This is a genomic window from Paraburkholderia lacunae (assembly GCF_003353175.1).
Taxonomy (GTDB): Bacteria; Pseudomonadota; Gammaproteobacteria; order Burkholderiales; family Burkholderiaceae; genus Paraburkholderia; species Paraburkholderia lacunae.
The window spans coordinates 1-17,999 of sequence record NZ_QHKS01000007.1; the positions used below are offsets into that span (position 1 = coordinate 1).

The 17,999-nt window shown below is 63.6% G+C and carries 15 protein-coding genes and 2 pseudogenes; 8 read left to right on the forward strand and 9 right to left on the reverse strand.

Annotated features, from left to right (window positions below; genetic code table 11):
* From DLM46_RS11840 to mprF, 3 genes and pseudogenes are all read right to left on the reverse strand, one after another.
* Positions 1–181, reverse strand: a pseudogene (locus DLM46_RS11840) (threonine ammonia-lyase, biosynthetic); the annotation flags it as partial.
* A gap of 337 nt (positions 182–518) precedes the next feature.
* Complete coding sequence (locus tag DLM46_RS11845) at positions 519–1,808, reverse strand: virulence factor family protein (RefSeq protein ID WP_115100965.1); 1,290 nt, start codon at positions 1,806–1,808, stop codon at positions 519–521.
* Complete coding sequence (gene mprF / locus DLM46_RS11850) at positions 1,805–4,357, reverse strand: bifunctional lysylphosphatidylglycerol flippase/synthetase MprF (protein ID WP_244306132.1); 2,553 nt, start codon at positions 4,355–4,357, stop codon at positions 1,805–1,807. The genes DLM46_RS11845 and mprF overlap by 4 nt, the downstream gene beginning before the upstream one ends.
* Positions 4,358–4,867: 510 nt before the next feature.
* Between mprF and DLM46_RS11855 the strand changes: the two genes are divergently transcribed.
* Entirely contained in the window at positions 4,868–5,410 is a 543-nt protein-coding gene (locus DLM46_RS11855; protein WP_115100967.1) for a PaaI family thioesterase, read from the forward strand.
* A 131-nt stretch (positions 5,411–5,541) separates the two neighbouring features.
* Here the strand turns inward: DLM46_RS11855 and DLM46_RS39380 are convergent, their stop codons facing one another.
* Complete coding sequence (locus DLM46_RS39380) at positions 5,542–5,694, reverse strand: hypothetical protein (protein ID WP_165847961.1); 153 nt, start codon at positions 5,692–5,694, stop codon at positions 5,542–5,544.
* 232 nt (positions 5,695–5,926) lie between these two features.
* Here DLM46_RS39380 and DLM46_RS11860 point away from each other — a divergent pair, with 232 nt between their 5' ends.
* The gene (locus DLM46_RS11860; protein WP_115100968.1) at positions 5,927–7,324 is read left to right on the forward strand and encodes an MFS transporter; all 1,398 of its coding nucleotides are present in this window, start codon (positions 5,927–5,929) and stop codon (positions 7,322–7,324) included.
* Between the two features lie 148 nt (positions 7,325–7,472).
* On the opposite strand, the gene DLM46_RS11865 is transcribed toward DLM46_RS11860, so the two are convergent.
* Positions 7,473–8,522 (reverse strand): NAD(P)/FAD-dependent oxidoreductase, encoded by a 1,050-nt coding sequence (locus tag DLM46_RS11865; RefSeq protein WP_115100969.1) that lies wholly within the window; start codon positions 8,520–8,522, stop codon positions 7,473–7,475.
* Positions 8,523–8,806: 284 nt separating this feature from the next.
* Positions 8,807–9,667, reverse strand: coding sequence for a LysR family transcriptional regulator (locus DLM46_RS11870; protein ID WP_115100970.1), 861 nt, complete (start codon positions 9,665–9,667; stop codon positions 8,807–8,809).
* 147 nt (positions 9,668–9,814) lie between these two features.
* Between DLM46_RS11870 and DLM46_RS11875 the strand changes: the two genes are divergently transcribed.
* Positions 9,815–11,218: a DHA2 family efflux MFS transporter permease subunit gene (locus tag DLM46_RS11875; protein WP_115100971.1), complete on the forward strand. Its 1,404-nt coding sequence runs from the start codon at positions 9,815–9,817 to the stop codon at positions 11,216–11,218.
* A gap of 349 nt (positions 11,219–11,567) precedes the next feature.
* Positions 11,568–12,482, forward strand: a complete 915-nt coding sequence (locus DLM46_RS11880) for a LysR family transcriptional regulator (protein WP_115100972.1) — start codon at positions 11,568–11,570, stop codon at positions 12,480–12,482.
* 63 nt (positions 12,483–12,545) lie between these two features.
* Here DLM46_RS11880 and DLM46_RS11885 read toward each other — a convergent pair whose 3' ends face one another.
* Entirely contained in the window at positions 12,546–13,535 is a 990-nt protein-coding gene (locus tag DLM46_RS11885) for a zinc-dependent alcohol dehydrogenase family protein (RefSeq protein WP_115100973.1), read from the reverse strand.
* Between the two features lie 109 nt (positions 13,536–13,644).
* On the opposite strand from DLM46_RS11885, the gene DLM46_RS11890 reads away from it, so the two are divergent.
* The 3 genes from DLM46_RS11890 to DLM46_RS11895 are packed head-to-tail and all read left to right on the forward strand — an operon-like array spanning position 13,645 to position 15,692.
* Complete coding sequence (locus DLM46_RS11890; RefSeq protein ID WP_115100974.1) at positions 13,645–14,292, forward strand: LysR substrate-binding domain-containing protein; 648 nt, start codon at positions 13,645–13,647, stop codon at positions 14,290–14,292.
* Positions 14,293–14,347: 55 nt separating this feature from the next.
* Positions 14,348–14,755, forward strand: coding sequence for a hypothetical protein (locus DLM46_RS40195; RefSeq protein WP_244306178.1), 408 nt, complete (start codon positions 14,348–14,350; stop codon positions 14,753–14,755).
* A complete protein-coding gene (locus DLM46_RS11895) occupies positions 14,700–15,692 on the forward strand; it encodes a glycosyltransferase family 2 protein (RefSeq protein WP_244306157.1) in 993 nt (330 codons plus the stop codon). Before DLM46_RS40195 ends, DLM46_RS11895 begins: the two co-directional genes overlap by 56 nt.
* A 50-nt stretch (positions 15,693–15,742) precedes the next feature.
* Here the strand turns inward: DLM46_RS11895 and DLM46_RS40200 are convergent.
* Positions 15,743–15,904: pseudogene (locus DLM46_RS40200) on the reverse strand (amino acid ABC transporter permease); the annotation flags it as partial.
* Between the two features lie 134 nt (positions 15,905–16,038).
* Here DLM46_RS40200 and DLM46_RS11905 point away from each other — a divergent pair.
* Positions 16,039–16,260, forward strand: a complete 222-nt coding sequence (locus tag DLM46_RS11905; protein WP_115100976.1) for a hypothetical protein — start codon at positions 16,039–16,041, stop codon at positions 16,258–16,260.
* Positions 16,261–16,413: 153 nt separating this feature from the next.
* Here the strand turns inward: DLM46_RS11905 and DLM46_RS11910 are convergent, their stop codons facing one another.
* The gene (locus DLM46_RS11910; protein WP_115100977.1) at positions 16,414–17,718 is read right to left on the reverse strand and encodes an MFS family transporter; all 1,305 of its coding nucleotides are present in this window, start codon (positions 17,716–17,718) and stop codon (positions 16,414–16,416) included.
* Between the last annotated feature and the right edge of the window lie 281 nt (positions 17,719–17,999).

Below are 17,999 nucleotides of genomic sequence, written 5' to 3' on the forward strand. Positions count from 1 at the left end.
TGTCCTCGCGCTTCAGATAGACGGGATTGCGCAGGCGGGCCGACAGATTCGGCGCGCGTTCGAGTTCGGTCTCGCGCGCCACGTCGTAGACGCGTGCGGTCAGGGTTTTCTTCAGGTAGTCGTTCCGGAGGGCCACGCTGTCAGCGGCTTCGGCATCCTGTTTGAGTTCGAGTAACGGCAAGGCAAGCTCCTGTGCGGCAAAGGCAAATCACCAGAAAGTCCCCAGGAGACGGACATAAAAAAACCCGCCTCGTGGGGCGGGTTGATGTCACTGCTATCAGACGCGCGCTAACCCACCATTCGATGAATGGTGCTAATAATCAGCGCAATACGGATGTCGAGGCAGTTCATGCAGCCGATCTTCGTTGACTTGTCCGGCTTTGTCAATCCCCGCTTGATCAACCGGGCCTAGGCGCACTTCGAGCCACAGCGCTTCTCGATATCGCCGCCGGCCTACCGCATCGCGCATGACTGAAGCGCTGCTCGCTAAGGATCGGCGACTAATTCATTCAGCGTAATTATTCGTGTAGGCCGCTTTGCTTCCTGAAGGCGCTGAGAATGCGCCGCTCCAGCGCGTTGTAATCGCGGCCGAAGTGGTGATCGCCCGATGTGCGGATGATCTCGACGCCGGTATTGGCCAGCGCCGGACACAAGGTGTCTTTCTCATTCTCGCCGTAAAAGCATTGCATGATCGCGGGCGGCACGCTCGTCAATTCGGGCTGCACCTTCAGCGCCTTGTCGCTTGCCGGCATGCCGAGCCAGCCGCCGACGCGAATCTGAAAATCGGCGTCGGGCGCGAAGCCGAGCAGCGAGATCAGCGATACCTTCGCGCGCAACGCGTCAGGTAAGCGGTTATAGGCGAACGGCATCACGTCGGCGCCGAACGAATAGCCGACCAGCGCAATGTGGTCCGCATGCCAGCGCGCCGCATAGGTTTGCATCACGCGGGCGAGGTCGCGGCTCGTCTGCGCAGGCGTCTTCTCGCTCCAGAAATAACGCAGGCTGTCCAGACCGATCACCGAGACGCCGTCTTTCTGCAAGGCCTGGGCGATGGTCTTGTCGAGATCGCGCCAGCCGCCGTCGCCGGAGATCACGACCGCCATCAGGCCGTTCGGATGCGCCGCGGGCAACTCGATCAGCGGCAGATCGGAGACATCGTCCTCGTTCGCCGGCGCCGCGTGCAGATGCGGCGCGATCAACGCGACGAGGCGCGGCCGGCCAGACGTGCCAGACGCACCAGACGTAACAGACGTGCCCGTCGTTGCCGTCTCGACGAAGCCCGGCACCTTGTCGCGAATCACGGTGGGGTCCGGCGGACACGGTTGAAAGCGCGGGTCCAGATCGCGTTGCGCATCCACCGCGACCGCGCCGGCGATCGTGTTCGACGGCGCCTGCTCGAGCACGTGCATCGCGAGCGTCGCGCCCTGGCCGGTGCCGGCGACGATCGGCGCGAAATAGCGGCTCGATTGCGATTGCCGTTCGAGTTGGTGACTCAAGGCTTCGGCATCGCCCACCAGTTGATGGCAGGCTTCCTTTTTTTCGCTCAGATTCGCCGCATAGCGCGCCGTATCCACGCCGACCGTCAGCGCACCGGCCTTGGCGAGCGCATCGGCGCTCTGCTGGTCCGCAGCCGTCCAGCCGCCCGCTTGCGAGTAGAGCACCACGAAGCCGCGCAAGGGACCGACCGGCTGCGTGACCGAAACGTCGCCGTAGCGGCCACCTGACACGGTGGTGGCCGCCTGAGCGCCCGCGCAGCAAACAACGAGGCTTGCCGCAACGGCGAGCTTGAAAACCGGATGCAATGTCATGAACGCCGGCCTCCCGCCAGCAATGACAGGTCCGCCAGCGTGAGGAACACGCCCACCGAACCCGACGCCGCGAGATAACGCGGCTCCCAGTGCGGCTGGAACTTGCTCTTGAAAGCGCGTAGTCCGCGGAAGTTGTAGAAGCGGCCGCCGAAGCGCCACACGATTCCTGCCAGCCGATGCCAGCGCGACGCGAGCGGCGTGGGCTGCATGCCGGAGAGCGGCGCCATGCCGAGGCTGAGCGAGCGGAAACCCGCCTGCTTCAGATGCAGCGCCAGCTGCGTGAACAGATATTCCATCGCATACGCCGACGCGGCCTCGACGTGGCGCATCACGCCGACCGTCGCCTCGGTGTTCAGATCGGTCGTCATGAAGGTCACGAAAGCGGCCGGCTCGCCGTTCTGCCGCACCAGCATGACCGACTGCGCGGCGAGATACTCGTCGGTAAACGCGGCCACCGAGAAGCTTTTTTCGCGCGCGTCGCGGCTGTCGAGCCAGCCGTCCGAGATCTGCCGCAACGTCTCGAGCGACGCGGGCACGTCCACCTGATCGATCACTTCGACAGTAAAGCCGTCACGTTCGCCACGTTTGAGCGCATAGCGAAGATGCGCGCGATGCGAGCCCTTCAGGTCGAAATCGTCGAGCACCACGTGGGCTTCTTCGCCGAGCTTCATCAGCGTGAGGCCGGCGTCGAGATACAACGGCAACGCATTGGCCCGCACCTGATAGAACGCCGCACGGCCGCTATGCGCATGCGCGAGCGCAACGAACTTGCTGATGAGGCCAGCCCACTCTTCGCGCGGGCCGACTGGGTCGTGCAGCGCCGCCCACGTACGGCCATATTTCGCGTACATCAGAAAGGCCTCGCGCGACTCGGAGAACAGGAAACTCTTGTCGCCCATCAGCGCGAGACCGGCGTCGCTGCGTTCCTGCGCGCGCACGATGCGCGCCGCGTCCAGCAGATCCTCTTGCGCGGGCTTGACGAAGCGGCCCGGCGCCGGGCGCAGCAACTGCCAGAACGCGAAGGTGGCCGCGAAGACGCTCGCGGCCAGCGTCGCGCGCAATGCCCGCGGCGCGCGTTCGTCGAAGGCGAATTGCCACCACAGATCGCGCGTGTACGGCACGTCGCGGAACGCAAACAGCATCACCCAGACGGCCAGCATCAGCACCATCGCCACAGACACCAGCCAGCCCGCCGTGAAGCGCTCGGCGAACAGCGACGAATGACGGTTGAAACGGCGGCGCGTGGCGAGCAGCAGGACGATCAGCGTACCGAGCACGCCCGCTTCGACGAACGCGAGACCCTTCGTGAGCGACAACCCGAGACTCAGCACCGTCAGCAGCAGCGTCACCCACCACGCGGCATCCAGACGCCGCAGCAAACCACGCGCGACGAACAGCAGCAGCACGCCGAGCACGCTGCACAGCATCTGCGAGCTTTCGAGCACCCACAGCGGCAGCACGTCGCGCAACATCTGAATACGTTGCCAGAACGCGGGCGTCGCACTGGAAATCACCAGCATGCCGCCGACCACGAAGGTCACGAGGCTCAGGAACAGCGGCGCGAGTTTCGAGGCGTGCGCGGCGTGCCGCAACGGCAAACGGCTCTTCAGCGCGCGGCCTTCGAAGCCGGCGAGCAGTCCCGCCGACACGATCAGCGGCGCGCCGAAGTAGATCGCGCGATACGCGAGCAGCGCCGCGACCATCTGATGCGTGGCGACACTGCCCTTCAGCGTGAACACCATCGCCGCTTCGAATACACCGACGCCGCCGGGTGTGTGGCCGATCATGCCGAGCAGCATCGCCGCCGCGTAGACCGTGATGAAAGTCACGAAGCTCACGTCCGCATGCGGCAGCAGCACCCACAGCGCGAGGCCCGCGGCCATCACGTCGAGGACCGCGAGCCCCACTTGCGCGAGCAGATCGCGGCGCGCCGGAATATCGAACGAGAGCCACTGCCAGCGCGTGCGGATCGGACGGCTTTCGCCGCGGCAAGCGGCGGCGGCGAGGCCGAGCACAGTCAATAGCGCCGCGCCGCCCCAGCCAAGCGCGAGCGGCGCGAGATGCAGCAGCGACGCAAGCGGTTCGGCCGCGCATACCATGCCGAGCGCAGTCATCAGCACCAGCGCGAGCGCCAGCGAGACGCTCGTGAACACCGTCATGCGGCCGATCTGCGCAGGCGTAACGCCCGCAACGCCATAGACGCGCGCGCGCACCGCCCCGCCGGTCAACGCGCCGAAGCCGGTCGCGTTGCCGAGCGCGGAACCCGCGGTCGCGCCGATCCACAGCGCCGCGCGCGGCACCACGGCGCCGAGATAACGCAAACCGATCGCGTCGCGGCCGACCAGCGCGACATAACTGAGCAGGGTCGCGCCGAGCGACGCGGCCCATTCTGCAGCACTCAGGTGACGCAACTGGCGCATCACCGAACGGTAGTCGACGGCCTGCGACAGATGCTGCAAGACAACCAGCAGCAGCCCGCAAACGACGAGCGCTAGCACGGGCGAGAGAATGCCCCGGCTGCCGAGCGTTTTCGATGCACGGTCGAACATCGCGCCTAGCCGGTCGAATTTATTGCTACATCGGTGGAACATAGGTAGTGCGGCCTTGCTGAGTGCTGTCTTGATGCTGTCGGGGCGACGGGTCGTCTGCCGCGGCGTTGCCTTAAGCCGGCGATTACAAATGGATAACGGCACAATCCGTAAAAGGTTGACAGCGTAAGGCAGCTCACCGGTATTTAATCCCGGCCGGCAAAGCGAGGCGGAATAAGGGTTGGAGGCTTGGCGCAGCAATACGCGCCGATAATCGGTCGATATTGCCGAATGCATTAGCGGCTACGGCCGCTCAAGTCACGCAGGGGGCAGGAGTGTAAACGCTAATCGCGATCGGCGAGATGACGATTCGACATCAGGTCGATGACGCCCGCTCGGCAACGGCTTCAGGCCGCGCTGAGCTGCTTGTCCAGAGGCGGCCCTCCAGCGGCGCGACGCGATTTGATGCTCTAATCGCCGACGGTGCATCGAATCGCGACGCATGCTTTCCACTTGGACAGGAGACACGAATTGACGAACGAACAGCAACTCGAACGCTGGCTCGCGCAGGAGCAGGAAGTATTGGCGAAGTTGAATGCGGGCCCCGGCCCCGGCGTCGCCACCCCTGAACAGGTTGCGGGCAAGAGTGGCCTCGAAATCCTGCAGGCGATGATGAATGGCGAGCTGCCGTATGCCGAGATCGCGCGCACGCTCGACTTCGCGATTGTCGAAGTCAGCGCGGGACGCGCGGTATTTCAGGGCACGCCGCTCGCGCGGCATCTGAATCCGCTAGGAACCGTGCATGGCGGCTGGGTCGCGACGCTGCTCGATTCCGCGCTAGGCTGCTCGGTGCATACGCTGATGCCGCCAGGCCGCAGCTACACGACGGCCGAGCTGAGCGTGAACTACGTGAAAGCGGTGACGCCACGCGCGCAGCGCGTACGCGCCGAAGGCAAGGTGATCCATTGCGGGCGGCAACTGGCGACGGCGGAAGCGCGCCTCGTCGGGCCCGACGGCACGCTGTACGCGCATGCCACGACGACCTGTCTGGTATTCGAGATTCCCAGCCGCTGATTCCTCACCGCTCAGGGCGCATGCGGGCTCTGATCCCGGGCGCATGTTTCAGCCGCCGGCTGGCGCGGCCATGGCCGCGAGTGCGGCGATTGCTAATTTTGCTGCGCGCTTGTTTCGTACTGACTTTTTGATTACTGCGGGCGGCGATACGCTTCAGCGATCACGGCACAGCTCTGCAGATGCAGGTTCAGCGCATGCAACGCGAGCGCGCGGAGCTTGCCGAGCCACGTGGTGTTGGCGGTGAGGAGCGTGTGGGCGGTCGTGGTGTTGGTAGCGGTGTTCATCGTGGACTCCTGTATAGGGTTTATACCTAGGCAATAACCCTTATTATAGCCGTCTGATGCCGCACCGCAACAAATATCAAAAATACCGCCGGGCTGTTGTGCGACGGTCACATCTGCCCGTTTGCAGCTTCGTGAAAAGGGGCGGCATCAGGTTGCGGGGCATTCACCATTCGCACCGTACGGGTGCAATAATCACACCTTTGCCCGCGCCTGCCCGCCGCAGCCCGCCTCCATGACGCTCGCCCAGAAAGCCCTGATTGCGCCTCTCATCGTCGCGTGCGCGATGTTCATGGAAAGTGTCGATGCCAACGTGATCGTGACCGCGTTGCCGGTCATGGCGCGTGACTTCGGCCGCGATCCGGTCACGCTGAAAATCGCGGTGACGAGTTATGTGCTCGGCCTCGGCGTCTTCATTCCCGTGTGCGGCTGGCTTGCCGACCGTTTCGGCGCACGCACGATCTTCCGCAGCGCCATCGGCATCTTCGTGACCGGCTCGCTGCTGTGCGCGGCGTCGAACTCGCTGGCCACCTTCACGCTCGCGCGCTTCGTCCAGGGCGTGGGCGGCGCGATGATGGTGCCGGTCGGCCGGATCATCATCTTCCGCGTGGTGGACAAATCCGATTTCATCCGCGCAATGAATTATCTGAGCATTCCCGCGATGCTCGGACCCGCCGCCGGCCCCTTGCTCGGCGGCTTCATCACCACGTATCTGCACTGGCGCCTGATCTTTTTCATCAACGTGCCGATCGGCATTCTCGGCATCTATCTGACCAACCGGCATATCGCCAACACGCGCGAGCCCGATCCGGGTCCACTCGACTGGATCGGCTTCTTTCTATCGGCGGCCGGCGCGGTGCTGCTTCTGCTCGGTTTGTCGCTGGTCGGCGGTGAGCTGATTTCCAATCGCGACGCGTTCGGCATGTGCGCGTGCGGCGCTGCCCTGCTCGCGGCCTATGTCGCGTACGCTCAGCGCGTCAAACTGCCGTTGCTCGATTTGCGCTTTTTCAAGGTACCGACCTTCCAGGCAAGCGTGCTCGGCGGCTCGCTGTTTCGTATCGGCCTCGGCGCGCTGCCGTTTCTGCTGCCGCTGATGCTGCAGGAAGGGCACGGGATGAGCGCGTTCGAATCTGGCCTCATCACCTGCGCGTCCGCGTTCGGCGGCATGTTCATGCGCGTGGTCGCTTCGAGCGCGCTGCATCGCTTCGGCTTTCGCTCCGTGCTGGTGGTCAACGCAGCGCTGTCCGGACTGTCGATCGCGGCGTGCGGCCTGTTTTTTCCCGGCACGCCGATCTGGATCATCTGGGTGGTCGTGCTGCTCGGCGGCTTTTTCCCCGCACTGCAATTCACCAGCCTGAACTCGCTGACTTATGCGGAAATCGCCAGCCGCGACGTGGGGCGCGCCACGAGCCTCGGCAGCGTGGTGCAACAGATGTCGCTCGGGCTCGGCGTGACGATCGGCGGGATCGTGCTGCAGATTTCACGCGTGCTGCATGGGCACCCGGCCATCGCGTGGTCGGATTTCTGGCCGGCGTTTCTGGTGGTGGGGCTCTGCTCGTTCGCGTCGATTCCGGTTACTTTGCGCATGCCGCACGGCGCCGGCGAAGAGATCGCGCGAGGCGGCCGGGGGTAGGAACCGCGCGAGCAACGCCTGTTGCCGCTCATCAGCAGGCCAGCCTCGTGCCACCGCTTCGTCGGATCAGAGGAAGAGACCTCGAGCTCGTTCATCGCCAAAGGAATCGACGGCTCTGCGCTGAGGGCACCGCTGGGCCGCCGAGCCGTCAGGCTGCTGCCGCGACCTTTTCCGCCAGCCTGGCGTCGTAGCTCGAATGGACGTGCACTCGCTTCCTGTCCGGAAACGCATACGCATAAGCCTTGCGCAAGGCGAGCGACGCCTCGTGAAAGCCGGACAGAATCAGCTTCTGCTTGTTCGGATAGTTGGCGATGTCGCCAACGGCGAAAATACCGGGCCGCGAGCTTTCATAGTTGGAGGTATCCACGTCGACGCGGCCACCGTGGATCGACAGGTTCCACTGCGCGATCGGCCCCAGGTCCGCAACCAGCCCGTACAGCACGACGAGCTGCTCGGCCTCGAGCTGGGTTTCCCCTCCGATATGACGCAGTCCGATCGACCTCAACGCGTTGTCCTGCACCGTCAGCCCGGAAATCGCGCCGACGATGAAGTCCATCTCACCCGCCTCGACCGCACGCCGCATCTCAGCGACGCTCGAATCGGCCCCGCTGAAGCCGTTGCGCCGATGCACCAGCGTTACGCGGTGCGCGACCTTGCGCAAGGCGAGCGCCCAGTCGAGCGCGGAATCGCCGCCGCCCGCCACCACCACGGTCTTGTCGGCGAAATCGGCGACACGCGGCACGCTGTAGTGCACATGACGGCCTTCCAGCGGCACGGCCTCGGCGAGCGCCAGCTTTTGCGGGACGAACGCACCGTTGCCGGCGGCGAGCAGAATCGCCGCGACGTCGAATACGAGGCCCCGGTCGGTGCGCACGATCCAGCGCCCGTCGTCGCGCTGTTCGACCGACTGAACCCGCTGCTCCAGATGGATCGGCACGTCGAACGGCTTGCACTGCACCATCAAACGGTCGACCAGTTCACGCGCGGTACACGCCGGGATCGCGGGAATGTCGTAGATCGGCTTGTCGGGATACAGCTCCGTGCACTGGCCGCCGATCTTGCCGAGCGCGTCGACGATCTGGCACGACAGGCCGATCACGCCCGCCTCGAAAGCAGCGAAGAGGCCCACGGGCCCGGCCCCGACGATCAGGACATCGGTGCGAATCGGTTGCGGAAGCTGGTTTGCGTCGGACGTCATTCGATATCTCTTGGGTAGGTCGATAATCCACCATACAGAATCGCACCAGGCCCGGCAACGATGCCATTACGAAGCGTATGGTCGCTGGGAGCCGCGCATGGGTGATCCGGGTGCCTCGCCGATGCATCCGGGCGCCAGGTATGTCATAGCGAATTCTTCTGGAATCCTATCGGCATGGTACGCGTTTCGAAGCGAGTTCGAGACACTGGCGGCGGCTTCACCAACCCAGGTGACCGGGTCACGCTTTCCGCAAGTCCGCAACAGCGCGCTGGAAAAGCGCGCTGTTATTCGCCGATCCAGGAGCCGCGCAAATCGCTGTCGTGCAACAGTTGCAACAACGTACCCGCCGGACGGCTGAGCCGTTTGGCTGCCAGCGAGATGAATTCCACCGACGGCAGCGTCGGCAGGCTGGCGGCGTTCAGCGGCGGCGCGAGTCCGCGCGCCGCCAGATACTGCGGACGAACCGTGATGCCCAGCCCGCCGCGGGCAGCCGCGATGCAGCCCGCGTGACTGCTGCTGGTGCACACCACCTGCCAGCTGAAACCTGTTTCGGCAAGCGCATCGAGCACCACGGCCCGCGTCACGCTCGGCTCGGCGACCAGAATCAGCGGCAGCGGCTGCGTGAGATCGACGTGCGTGCCCACGCGCGCCAGCCACTCCAGCCGACCTGTGAAAAGCGGCACGCCGCGGCGGTCGCCGAGACGCCGCTTGCCGACCAGCAGATCGATCGAACCGGCGTCCAGCAATTCGTACAGCCTGCCGGTCATACCGATGGTGATTTCCAGCTCGACATCGGGATGCGCGTCGCGAAACGCCGCCAGGACGGCCGGCAGCGGTCCGAGCGCGACGTCGTCCGACGAGCCGAGCCGCACGCGCCCCTTCAGACGCGGCGCGCGAAACTGCGATTCGGCTCGCGCGAGCGCCTGCAGGATCACGCGGGCATGCGCGAGCATGGCTTCGCCGTCCGGCGTCATCGCGAGCGAATGAGTGTCGCGCACGAACAGCCGCCGGCCGACGCTCTGTTCGAGCCGGCGAATATGTTCGCTGACGCTCGACTGCGTCAGTTCGAGTTGCCGCCCCGCCTCGGTGAAGCTATGGCAGGCGGCCACCGTCGAAAAGGTCTTGAGCCAGATGGGATTGAGCATGCGCCATTGTCGCCCTGGTCATCGGCAAAGTCGATGACAGTCAGCGCCCCAGCAGGGTTCCCGATTGACGAGGATGTCAATAAGATGACGGAGTCCCAGAACGATTCCCCCGAGGGCACGGCCACATGCCGCGCCCTCGCCCTCTCAATGACCAAGCGTTCATCCCACACCGCGTTGCTCTGGATCGTCGCCGCCGGCTTCTTCATGCAGGCGCTCGACACGACGATCGTCAACACCGCGTTGCCGTCGATGGCGACCAGCCTGCACGTCTCGCCGCTCGCGATGCAGCCGATCGTGGTCGCCTACACGCTGACCATGGCGATGCTCACGCCCGCCTCCGGCTGGCTCGCCGACCGCTTCGGCACACGGCGGGTCTATTTCACGGCGATCCTCGTGTTCGTGTTCGGCTCGATCTGCTGCGCGAGCGCGCATACGCTGGGACAACTGGTGCTGGCGCGCGTGCTGCAAGGCCTGGGCGGCTCGATGCTGCTGCCGATCGGACGGCTCGCGGTGCTGCGCAGCGTCTCCAGCGAGCAATACGTGTCGGCGCTGGCTTTCATTTCGGTTTCCGGCCAGCTCGGGCCGATTGTCGGACCGACGCTCGGCGGCTGGCTCGTTCAAGCCATCAGCTGGCATTGGATCTTCCTGATCAACGTGCCGATCGGCGCGGTGGGCCTGTATGCGGTCCAGCGGTTTTTGCCGCCGCATGGGGCCACGCAGGCGCCGCCGTTCGACTTCGCCGGCTGCGGGCTACTGTCGCTGTGCATGATCGCGTTTTCGCTGGCGGTGGATACGCCGGTGGAAATGCATCGGGCGGCGTGGGCGGCCGGCCTCTTCGTGCTCGCCTTAGTCAGCGCGCTCGCCTACATTCCGTACGCACGGCGCCGCCGCAATCCGCTCTTCAAACTGGCGCTCTTCAGCGAACCGAATTTCAGCGTGGGGCTGATCGGCAATCTGTTGTGCCGCATCGGCGCGAGCGCAGTGCCGTTCCTGTTGCCGCTGCTGATGCAGTTGCAACTCGGCTATACGCCGCTGCACTCCGGCTTGATGATGCTGCCCGCCGCGCTGGCCGGCGCCGCGGCGAAACGCTGGATTGCGCCGCTCGTGCGCCGCTATGGCTACGACACGTTCCTGCTCGTCAACACGGTGATCGTGGGCGCATCGATCGTCGCCTTCGCGCTCATCTCGCGTGGCACACCGGTCGCCGTCGAGATCGCGATTCTGATGGTGTTCGGCGCGGGCGCCTCGATGCAGTTCGCGGCGATGAACAGCGTCACGCTCAAAGGCCTGTCGCATGAAGACGCCGGCAGCGGCAACAGCCTGTTTTCGATGGTCCAGATGCTGGCGATTGGACTGGGCGTGTCGATTGGCGGCGGCCTCGTGAACCTGTTCTCCGCGCAATGGGGTTCGGCGGCGCTCGGGTTCCGCTTGAGCTTTGTTTGCGTCGGCGTGATTACGCTAATGTCGGCGTGGGTGTTCCGTCACCTCGACGAAGACGTGCCGGGCGCCCGCACGGCGCGCCCGCGTGCGGCGGCTAGCACGGGCCGCTGAATCGCCGCGACCGGCACGGCGGCTGCCTCAGTCAGGCAAGCGGACGCCTGACAATCGCATCGGCAATAAAGATGCGGGACATGAAGACGTGCTCCAGCAATCAATCGAAATATGCCCGACGCTTGACGAGAACCGCATTGACTCGTGCATCCGGCGAATTCGCCCAGCCTAGCGCCAACTGAGGCGCCAACTGAGCGCCTGACGCGATAGCGTGGCTGTCATTCAGCCCATGACAATATGTCATTTATCGAGCGTTCCGGATAGCAATTGGCGACACTATGCCTCTACGTTAAAACGCGCTTTCAAGTTAGCATGTGATGCATGGAATCCATCACAAGGTCACACCACCATGCCATTTGACGAGCGCATGCTGAACGGAATGGGCGTGTTGACGGCGATCGTCGACAGCGGCAGTTTCGCGGCGGCGGGCGAAGCGCTCGACATGTCGCAATCCGGCGTCAGCCGTTCGGTCGCGCGGCTCGAGGCGCGCCTGGGCATCAGGCTATTCGACCGCACTACGCGCTCGGTCACGCTGACCGACGAAGGCCGGCGCTTTTACGAACAGATCGTGCCGCTGCTCGGCGGCCTGGAAGAAGCGGCGGCATCGGCGGCGCAAGGCGCGACTGCGGTTCGCGGACGTTTGCGCGTGAACATGGACCCGTTCTTTTCGCGTCTTGTGCAGGGTCCGCGACTGAGCGGCTTCATCGACAAGCACACCGAGCTGCAACTCGAACTGATCACACGCGATCAACTGGGCGATATGGTCGCAGACGGGTTCGACCTCGCGGTTCGTTTCGGCGAGCCGCCGGTGCCTTCGCTGATTGCACGCAAGCTGCTGGACACGCGCATTCTGACCGTGGCCGCGCCGTCGTATTTGAAGAAACATGGGCAACCGGCGAGCCCGGCCGAACTCGAAAACACCAAGCATGTGTGCATCAAGTTTCGTGATCCGCTGACCGGCTATCCGTTTAGCTGGGCGTTTCATCGCGGACGCAAGAAGATGGTGATCACACCGCAGGGGCGGCTGACTGTAAACGATGTCGGCACGTTGCACAGTGTGTGCGCTGCCGGGCAGGGGGTGGCGCAGATTCTTGCGTTGGGGGCCGAGTCGTTGCTGGCCAATGGAAAGTTAGTGGAGTTGTTCCCCGACTGGGGCGATGAGGTTTATCCGTTGTATGCGTTTTATCCTTCCAGGCATCACCCGCCGGCCAAGGTTCGGGCGTTTCTTGATTTTATTGTCTCTCTCGTGAAGGAAGCTGCCTGAGCGGCTGCTTCCCGGCCTGCGGTGTTGCTGTTGTTCTGTTTGCTTTCGTGGCAAAAATCCAGATCAAACCACTACGACAATCTTCCCAAATTGCTGATTGGACTCCAGATACCGGTGCGCCTCAACAATCTGATCAAGTGAAAAAATCTTATCGACCACGGGCTTCAGCCCTCCCGTAGTGAGTCCATCGAGTACAAATTTTTTCGTTTTAGCAAGGCGCTCAGGATTCCGTACGATCTGCTTGTACTGGTAACCGTGAACGGTCAGCATCTTCGCGAGAATGGGAAAAAGCGGAAACGCCGCCGGCTCGGCACTCAGCGCGCCATACTCGAACAGAATCCCACCTTCGCACATCGCTTCGGCAAGCTGCTCGAACGTCGCCCCCACCACCGGATCGAATGCAACCCGGGCGCCCTTGCCGTCCGTAATCTCACGCACTCGCGCAACCAGATCCTCTTCAGCAGTAGCTATCACATGATCCGCGCCAACCGCTGACAACGCGTCCTGTTTGGCACGCTTACGCGTCGTCGCGATAGAAGTCGCCCCAACCATCTTCGCGATCTGGATCGCCGCCAACCCGACGCTGCTCGAGGCCGCGGTGATGATCACCGCATCGCCCGCGCGTAGTTTCGCTATGTCGATCAGCGCGCCCCATGCTGTCACGTACTGCATCCAGATCGCCGCGGCATCGGTCCAGCTGAGCGACTCCGGATGCTTGACCACCACTTCGGCGGGCACGGTCGCGACTTCGCCGTACATGCCCCAGCGCGTGATCGACAACGGCGGAATCACGCTGACGTGATCGCCGACCGCCACGTTCGTCACGCCCGCTCCAATCTCGCTGACAATACCCGCGGCTTCGTAACCGAGGCGCGCGGGAAACACCGGGGCCTCGACGTAATGCCCCGAACGGAACATGGATTCGGCACGGTTCAGCCCGAACGCCTTGACGTGCAACGCAACCTCGCCGAGGCCCGGCGGCGGGACCTCCACGTCTTCGATCTTCAGCACCTCGGGGCCACCGTTTTCATGAATTCGTACGATGCGCGGCATGCTCACTCTCCAACAGGTTAGGTGTAATCGTTGAAGTCACTATAATTCGAACCGTTGGGGCGATAAATCGCGCTTTTGACCCATCTCCTGAAACATCTGGTTTCTAATCATGGATCGACTTACCAGCATGACGGTGTTTGTCAAAGCGGCGGAGACCGGTTCGTTTTCCGCCGCGGCGGCCGCATTGGGGCTGTCGTCGCAGATGGTCGGCAAGCACATCCGCTTTCTCGAGGCGCGCTACGGAATGCGCCTCATCGACCGCACCACGCGCCGCCAAAGCCTGACCGAAGCGGGCGGCGCCTTCTACGAGCGCAGCAAGGCGGTGCTGGCGGAAGCGGACGCGGCCGAAGCGCTGGCGGCCAATTTGCAGGCCGCGCCGCGCGGCAAGCTGAAAGTCAATGCGCCGGTCAGCTTCGGCGCGCACAGTCTCACGCCGGCCCTCGCGCGCTATCTGAAGCAGTATCCGGAAGTCGATATCGATCTGACGTTGAGCGACCGCATCGTCGATCTGGTCGACGAAGGCCGCTTTTCGATCAACAACGGGCAGGCGCTGCGCAGCGCGGCGCTGGCGGGCCTCGGCATCATCCAGCAGCCGCGCGAGATGCTCGACGAAGATCTCGCCAGCGGCCAGCTTGTCAGGGTGCTGCCGGGCTATGAATCGCCGTCGCGGCCGATGCACATCCTGTTCTCGCCCGATCGGAAATCGACACCCAAGCTGCGCAGCTTCATCGATTTCGTCGTGGCGACCTTCGGATGAAATGGCCCGCCGGTCGTCCGGGCAAAAAACCGGGTGAGGATGAACCGTCAGCGAGTTGAAAAAAAATATCTGGCAAGGGTGCGCCGTCAGCTGGTTTAAAAATACCATGATCAACATGCAAGCGGCTTTGCTGTCAGTCAGGCAGCAAAGCCGCAGCATTTCACCCTTCGACGCCCTTTCGGAAGGAAGACATTTTTTCCGAATTATTACCGATTATTTTTTTCGCGCGATCGACTATTTTGCTGCAGGCAGCAATGTGTGCGCAAAGCGAACCGGCTGCCGCCCCTCAACAGATAAAAACGGAGACGGTCATGTTCGCCTTCTCAACCTCTTCAAGCTCACGCTCCTCTCCGAAAGTCTCCATTTGCCTGCCGACCTGCAATCGGCCCGAGCTGATCGCGCAGTGCATCGATTCGTGCCTCGCGCAGACATACAGCAATCTGGAGATCGTGATTGGAGATGATTCCAGGGACGCGCGCACCCAGCAGTTGATCGCGCAGCGCTATCCGAACGAGCCGCGCATTCGCTATGCGATGAACCGGCCGTCTCTCGGCCAGGCACGCAATGTCGCGAACCTGTTCGAGCGGGCGAGCGGTGACAAGATCCTGCTGATTCACGACGACGATTTCCTCACGACCGACGGCATCGAAAAACTGGTGTCGCTATGGACGCGTCATCCGCAGCTTGAAGTGGCGTTCGCCGATCAATACGAAGCCGATCACACCGGCGCCGTCGACTACGACGCCAGCACGCGTCTGAACACTGCGTTTCGACGCACCAAAGACGCGGAAGGCCTGCAACCGCTGCCCGGCAGAACAGGACTGATCCAGATGTTTCCGAACAACGGCTGGATGGCCAACGCCGAACTCGTGAAGCGGATCAGTTATAGGGAGCAGTACGGCATGTGCTGCGATTTCGTGTTCGGCACCGAACTCTGTCTCGCGGCGCGCGAGGTGTTTTATCTGCACGAGTACGTGTCGGTCTATCGCAAGACGGCGACCTCGATCTCGCACAGCACACGCGGCACGACGGTGGCGGCGAGCGTCAGTGCGTATGCGTTCGTCGAGGCGCTGGAACTGCCGCCGCAACTAGAGCCTTCGCGCAAACTGGCATTGCGCCGGCTCGTGCCGATCGTCGTTTCGGTCTACGCGAAGAATCGCGAGCCCCTACTCGGTTTCAAGATCGCGCTCACGCATCTGTTCGCGTACAACTACGGTTTCAGCATGCGGCTCTACTACCATCTGCTGATGCTGTCGCATGCGGTGGTGGCCAGGCGGCCGCAGGCGGCGGTCGCGGTCGCGGTGGCTGCGACAGCGGCGGTATCCGCCGCTGTCGTCGACGCTGTCGCAGATCCCTCGGTCGTGACGGACCGCGTGACCGATCACTCCGAACTCGTTTGAGCATGCAGCGGCGCTCGTGCTGGGTCAGTCGCCGGACCATGCCTGCGCCAAAAGAAACCGATCGCGAGCAGCAACGGCACGCGTGCGATACGCCCGGCCATGGCCAACGCGATGCCGCCGGCCACGCCGAGCACAGCCGAGGCAAGCGCGGAACTCAAGGCGAGTACGAGCGTGAGCGCCGCGCCGCCGAGCGGTCCTTGCGGAAATGCGCCGAAATGCTCCTGTAATAAGCGCGTTTTCTGCTAAGCATCCGCTGATTAGCAAACGCGTATTTGTCGCTTGGTATGAAGCGCGCGGCTGATTAGGATGGACCTCGAACCGTCATCAGCCACGGAGGTTGTTCGCCATGTCCGACAGTGCCTGTTTCAAGCCGCGCGTGATCGAGCCGGTCGTCGTCAATCAGCCGGAAGGATTGGGGCTCGCGGTGGAGCTGTGGCTCGCGCATCCCGTCGACGGGATCGCAGGGCGCGCGTTGCAGATTCATTTGCGCAGCGGCGCGAAGATGGCGCAGGCGGAGACGCTGCGCGATCTGCTGCATGCGTTGGGGACGGAGATTGTGGTGGCGTGAGCGTACGTAGCGCCGCTGGTTCGCGCTTGGTTCGCCACTGGTTCGCGGCGCTGATTTGCAGCGGCTTTTCCGCGTCCGCCGACCACATAAAAACGGCAGCCGGGTTGCCCCAGGCCGCCGTTTTCAATCAGCGCTGACGTGTGTCGCTCAGGCTCAAGGCTCGTTGCGCAGATAGCCCACTTTCGACGGATCGCGCATGCGCAGCGACACGAGGCCGGCAATCGCGCACAGCGCGGTCACGTACCAGTAGAACATCGATTCGTTGCCCGCCGACTTCAGCCACAGCGCGACATATTCCGCCGAACCGCCGAAGACCGCATTGGCCACCGCATACGAGAGCCCGACGCCGAGCGCGCGCACTTCCGGCGGGAACATTTCGGCCTTGATCAGCCCGCTGATCGACGTATAGAAGCTGATGATCGCCAGCGCCACGACAACGAGGCCGAACGCCGCATACGGGCTCGTCACGTCTTTCAGCGCATGCAGCAGCGGCACTGTGCCGATCGTCGCAAAGAAGCCGAAGAACAGCATCGAGCGACGCCGGCCAATGCGATCCGACAATGAACCGAAGACCGGCTGTATCACCATGTAGACGAACAGCGCCGCGGTCATCACGTTGCTGGCCGTCTTCGCGTGCATGCCGGCCGTGTTGACCAGGTACTTCTGCATGTACGTCGTGAAGGTGTAGAAAATCAGCGAGCCGCCGGCCGTGAAGCCGAGCACCGTCAGGAACGCGCCCTTGTGCTGCCAGAGGCCGCGCAGCGTGCCGGCTTCCTTGCGCTGACGCATTTCGGCGGTGGTGGTCTCGTCGAGCGATCTACGCAGATACAGCGCGACCAGCGCCGCCAGCGCGCCGATCACGAACGGCACGCGCCAGCCCCACGCCTTCAGTTCTTCGGTCGAGAGCGTCTGTTGCAGGATCACCAGCACCAGCAGCGCGCACAGTTGGCCGCCGATCAGCGTGACGTACTGGAACGACGCGAAGAAGCCGCGCCGCCCCTTGAGCGCGACCTCACTCATATAGGTGGCGCTGGTGCCGTACTCGCCGCCCACCGACAGGCCCTGGAAGAGCCGCGCGACCAGCAGCAGCGCAGGCGCGAGGGCGCCGATCTGCGCGTACGTGGGCAATAAGGCGATGACGAGCGAACCTCCGCACATCATGAACACCGACACCATCATCGCGGTTCGCCGCCCATGCTTGTCGGCGAGGCGGCCGAAGAACCAGCCGCCGATCGGGCGCATCAGGAAACCCGCGGCGAACACGCCCGCGGTGTTGAGCAACTGCGTGGTGGTGTTGCCGCTCGGGAAGAAGGCCGGCGCGAAGTACAGCGCGCAAAACGAGTACACGTAGAAGTCGAACCATTCGACTAGGTTGCCCGATGATGCGCCAACGATCGCAAAGATACGGCGCCGGGTATCGTGGGCGGAGGCCACGGTGTGATCGGTCAGGTCGGTCATGTTGTTGTCTTTCCTTGTCTCTAAACGGAGGTAGCGGTCGTGGCGCCGCCTTCAAAACACGCGGTGAAGTAGTCGTCGCGCGGGTGCGCGGATTTTACAGAATCGCAAGGAAAAGAGGAGTGTTTGTTAGCAGGCCAAGGCCGCAAGGCTTGTCCGAAGCGCGCCAAGCTCGGCCAGTCCGGCCTCGTGGGCGTCGCGCATCGGTTGTTACCGACAACCGGAGGCCGCGGTTCGCGAGCGCTTCAATGACAAAAAGCCCCTGTGTGTCGGAGACAAACAGG

Coding starts and splice junctions, on each gene's coding strand:
- DLM46_RS11870 (WP_115100970.1), bottom strand. CDS start 9,667: ATGCTCAATCCCATCTGGCTCAAGACCTTTTCGACGGTGGCCGCCTGC.
- DLM46_RS11880 (WP_115100972.1), top strand. CDS start 11,568: ATGCCATTTGACGAGCGCATGCTGAACGGAATGGGCGTGTTGACGGCG.
- DLM46_RS39380 (WP_165847961.1), bottom strand. CDS start 5,694: ATGAACACCGCTACCAACACCACGACCGCCCACACGCTCCTCACCGCC.
- DLM46_RS11860 (WP_115100968.1), top strand. CDS start 5,927: ATGACGCTCGCCCAGAAAGCCCTGATTGCGCCTCTCATCGTCGCGTGC.
- DLM46_RS11875 (WP_115100971.1), top strand. CDS start 9,815: ATGACCAAGCGTTCATCCCACACCGCGTTGCTCTGGATCGTCGCCGCC.
- DLM46_RS11905 (WP_115100976.1), top strand. CDS start 16,039: ATGTCCGACAGTGCCTGTTTCAAGCCGCGCGTGATCGAGCCGGTCGTC.
- DLM46_RS11865 (WP_115100969.1), bottom strand. CDS start 8,522: ATGACGTCCGACGCAAACCAGCTTCCGCAACCGATTCGCACCGATGTC.
- DLM46_RS11845 (WP_115100965.1), bottom strand. CDS start 1,808: ATGACATTGCATCCGGTTTTCAAGCTCGCCGTTGCGGCAAGCCTCGTT.
- DLM46_RS11910 (WP_115100977.1), bottom strand. CDS start 17,718: ATGACCGACCTGACCGATCACACCGTGGCCTCCGCCCACGATACCCGG.
- mprF (WP_244306132.1), bottom strand. CDS start 4,357: ATGTTCGACCGTGCATCGAAAACGCTCGGCAGCCGGGGCATTCTCTCG.
- DLM46_RS11885 (WP_115100973.1), bottom strand. CDS start 13,535: ATGCCGCGCATCGTACGAATTCATGAAAACGGTGGCCCCGAGGTGCTG.
- DLM46_RS11890 (WP_115100974.1), top strand. CDS start 13,645: ATGGATCGACTTACCAGCATGACGGTGTTTGTCAAAGCGGCGGAGACC.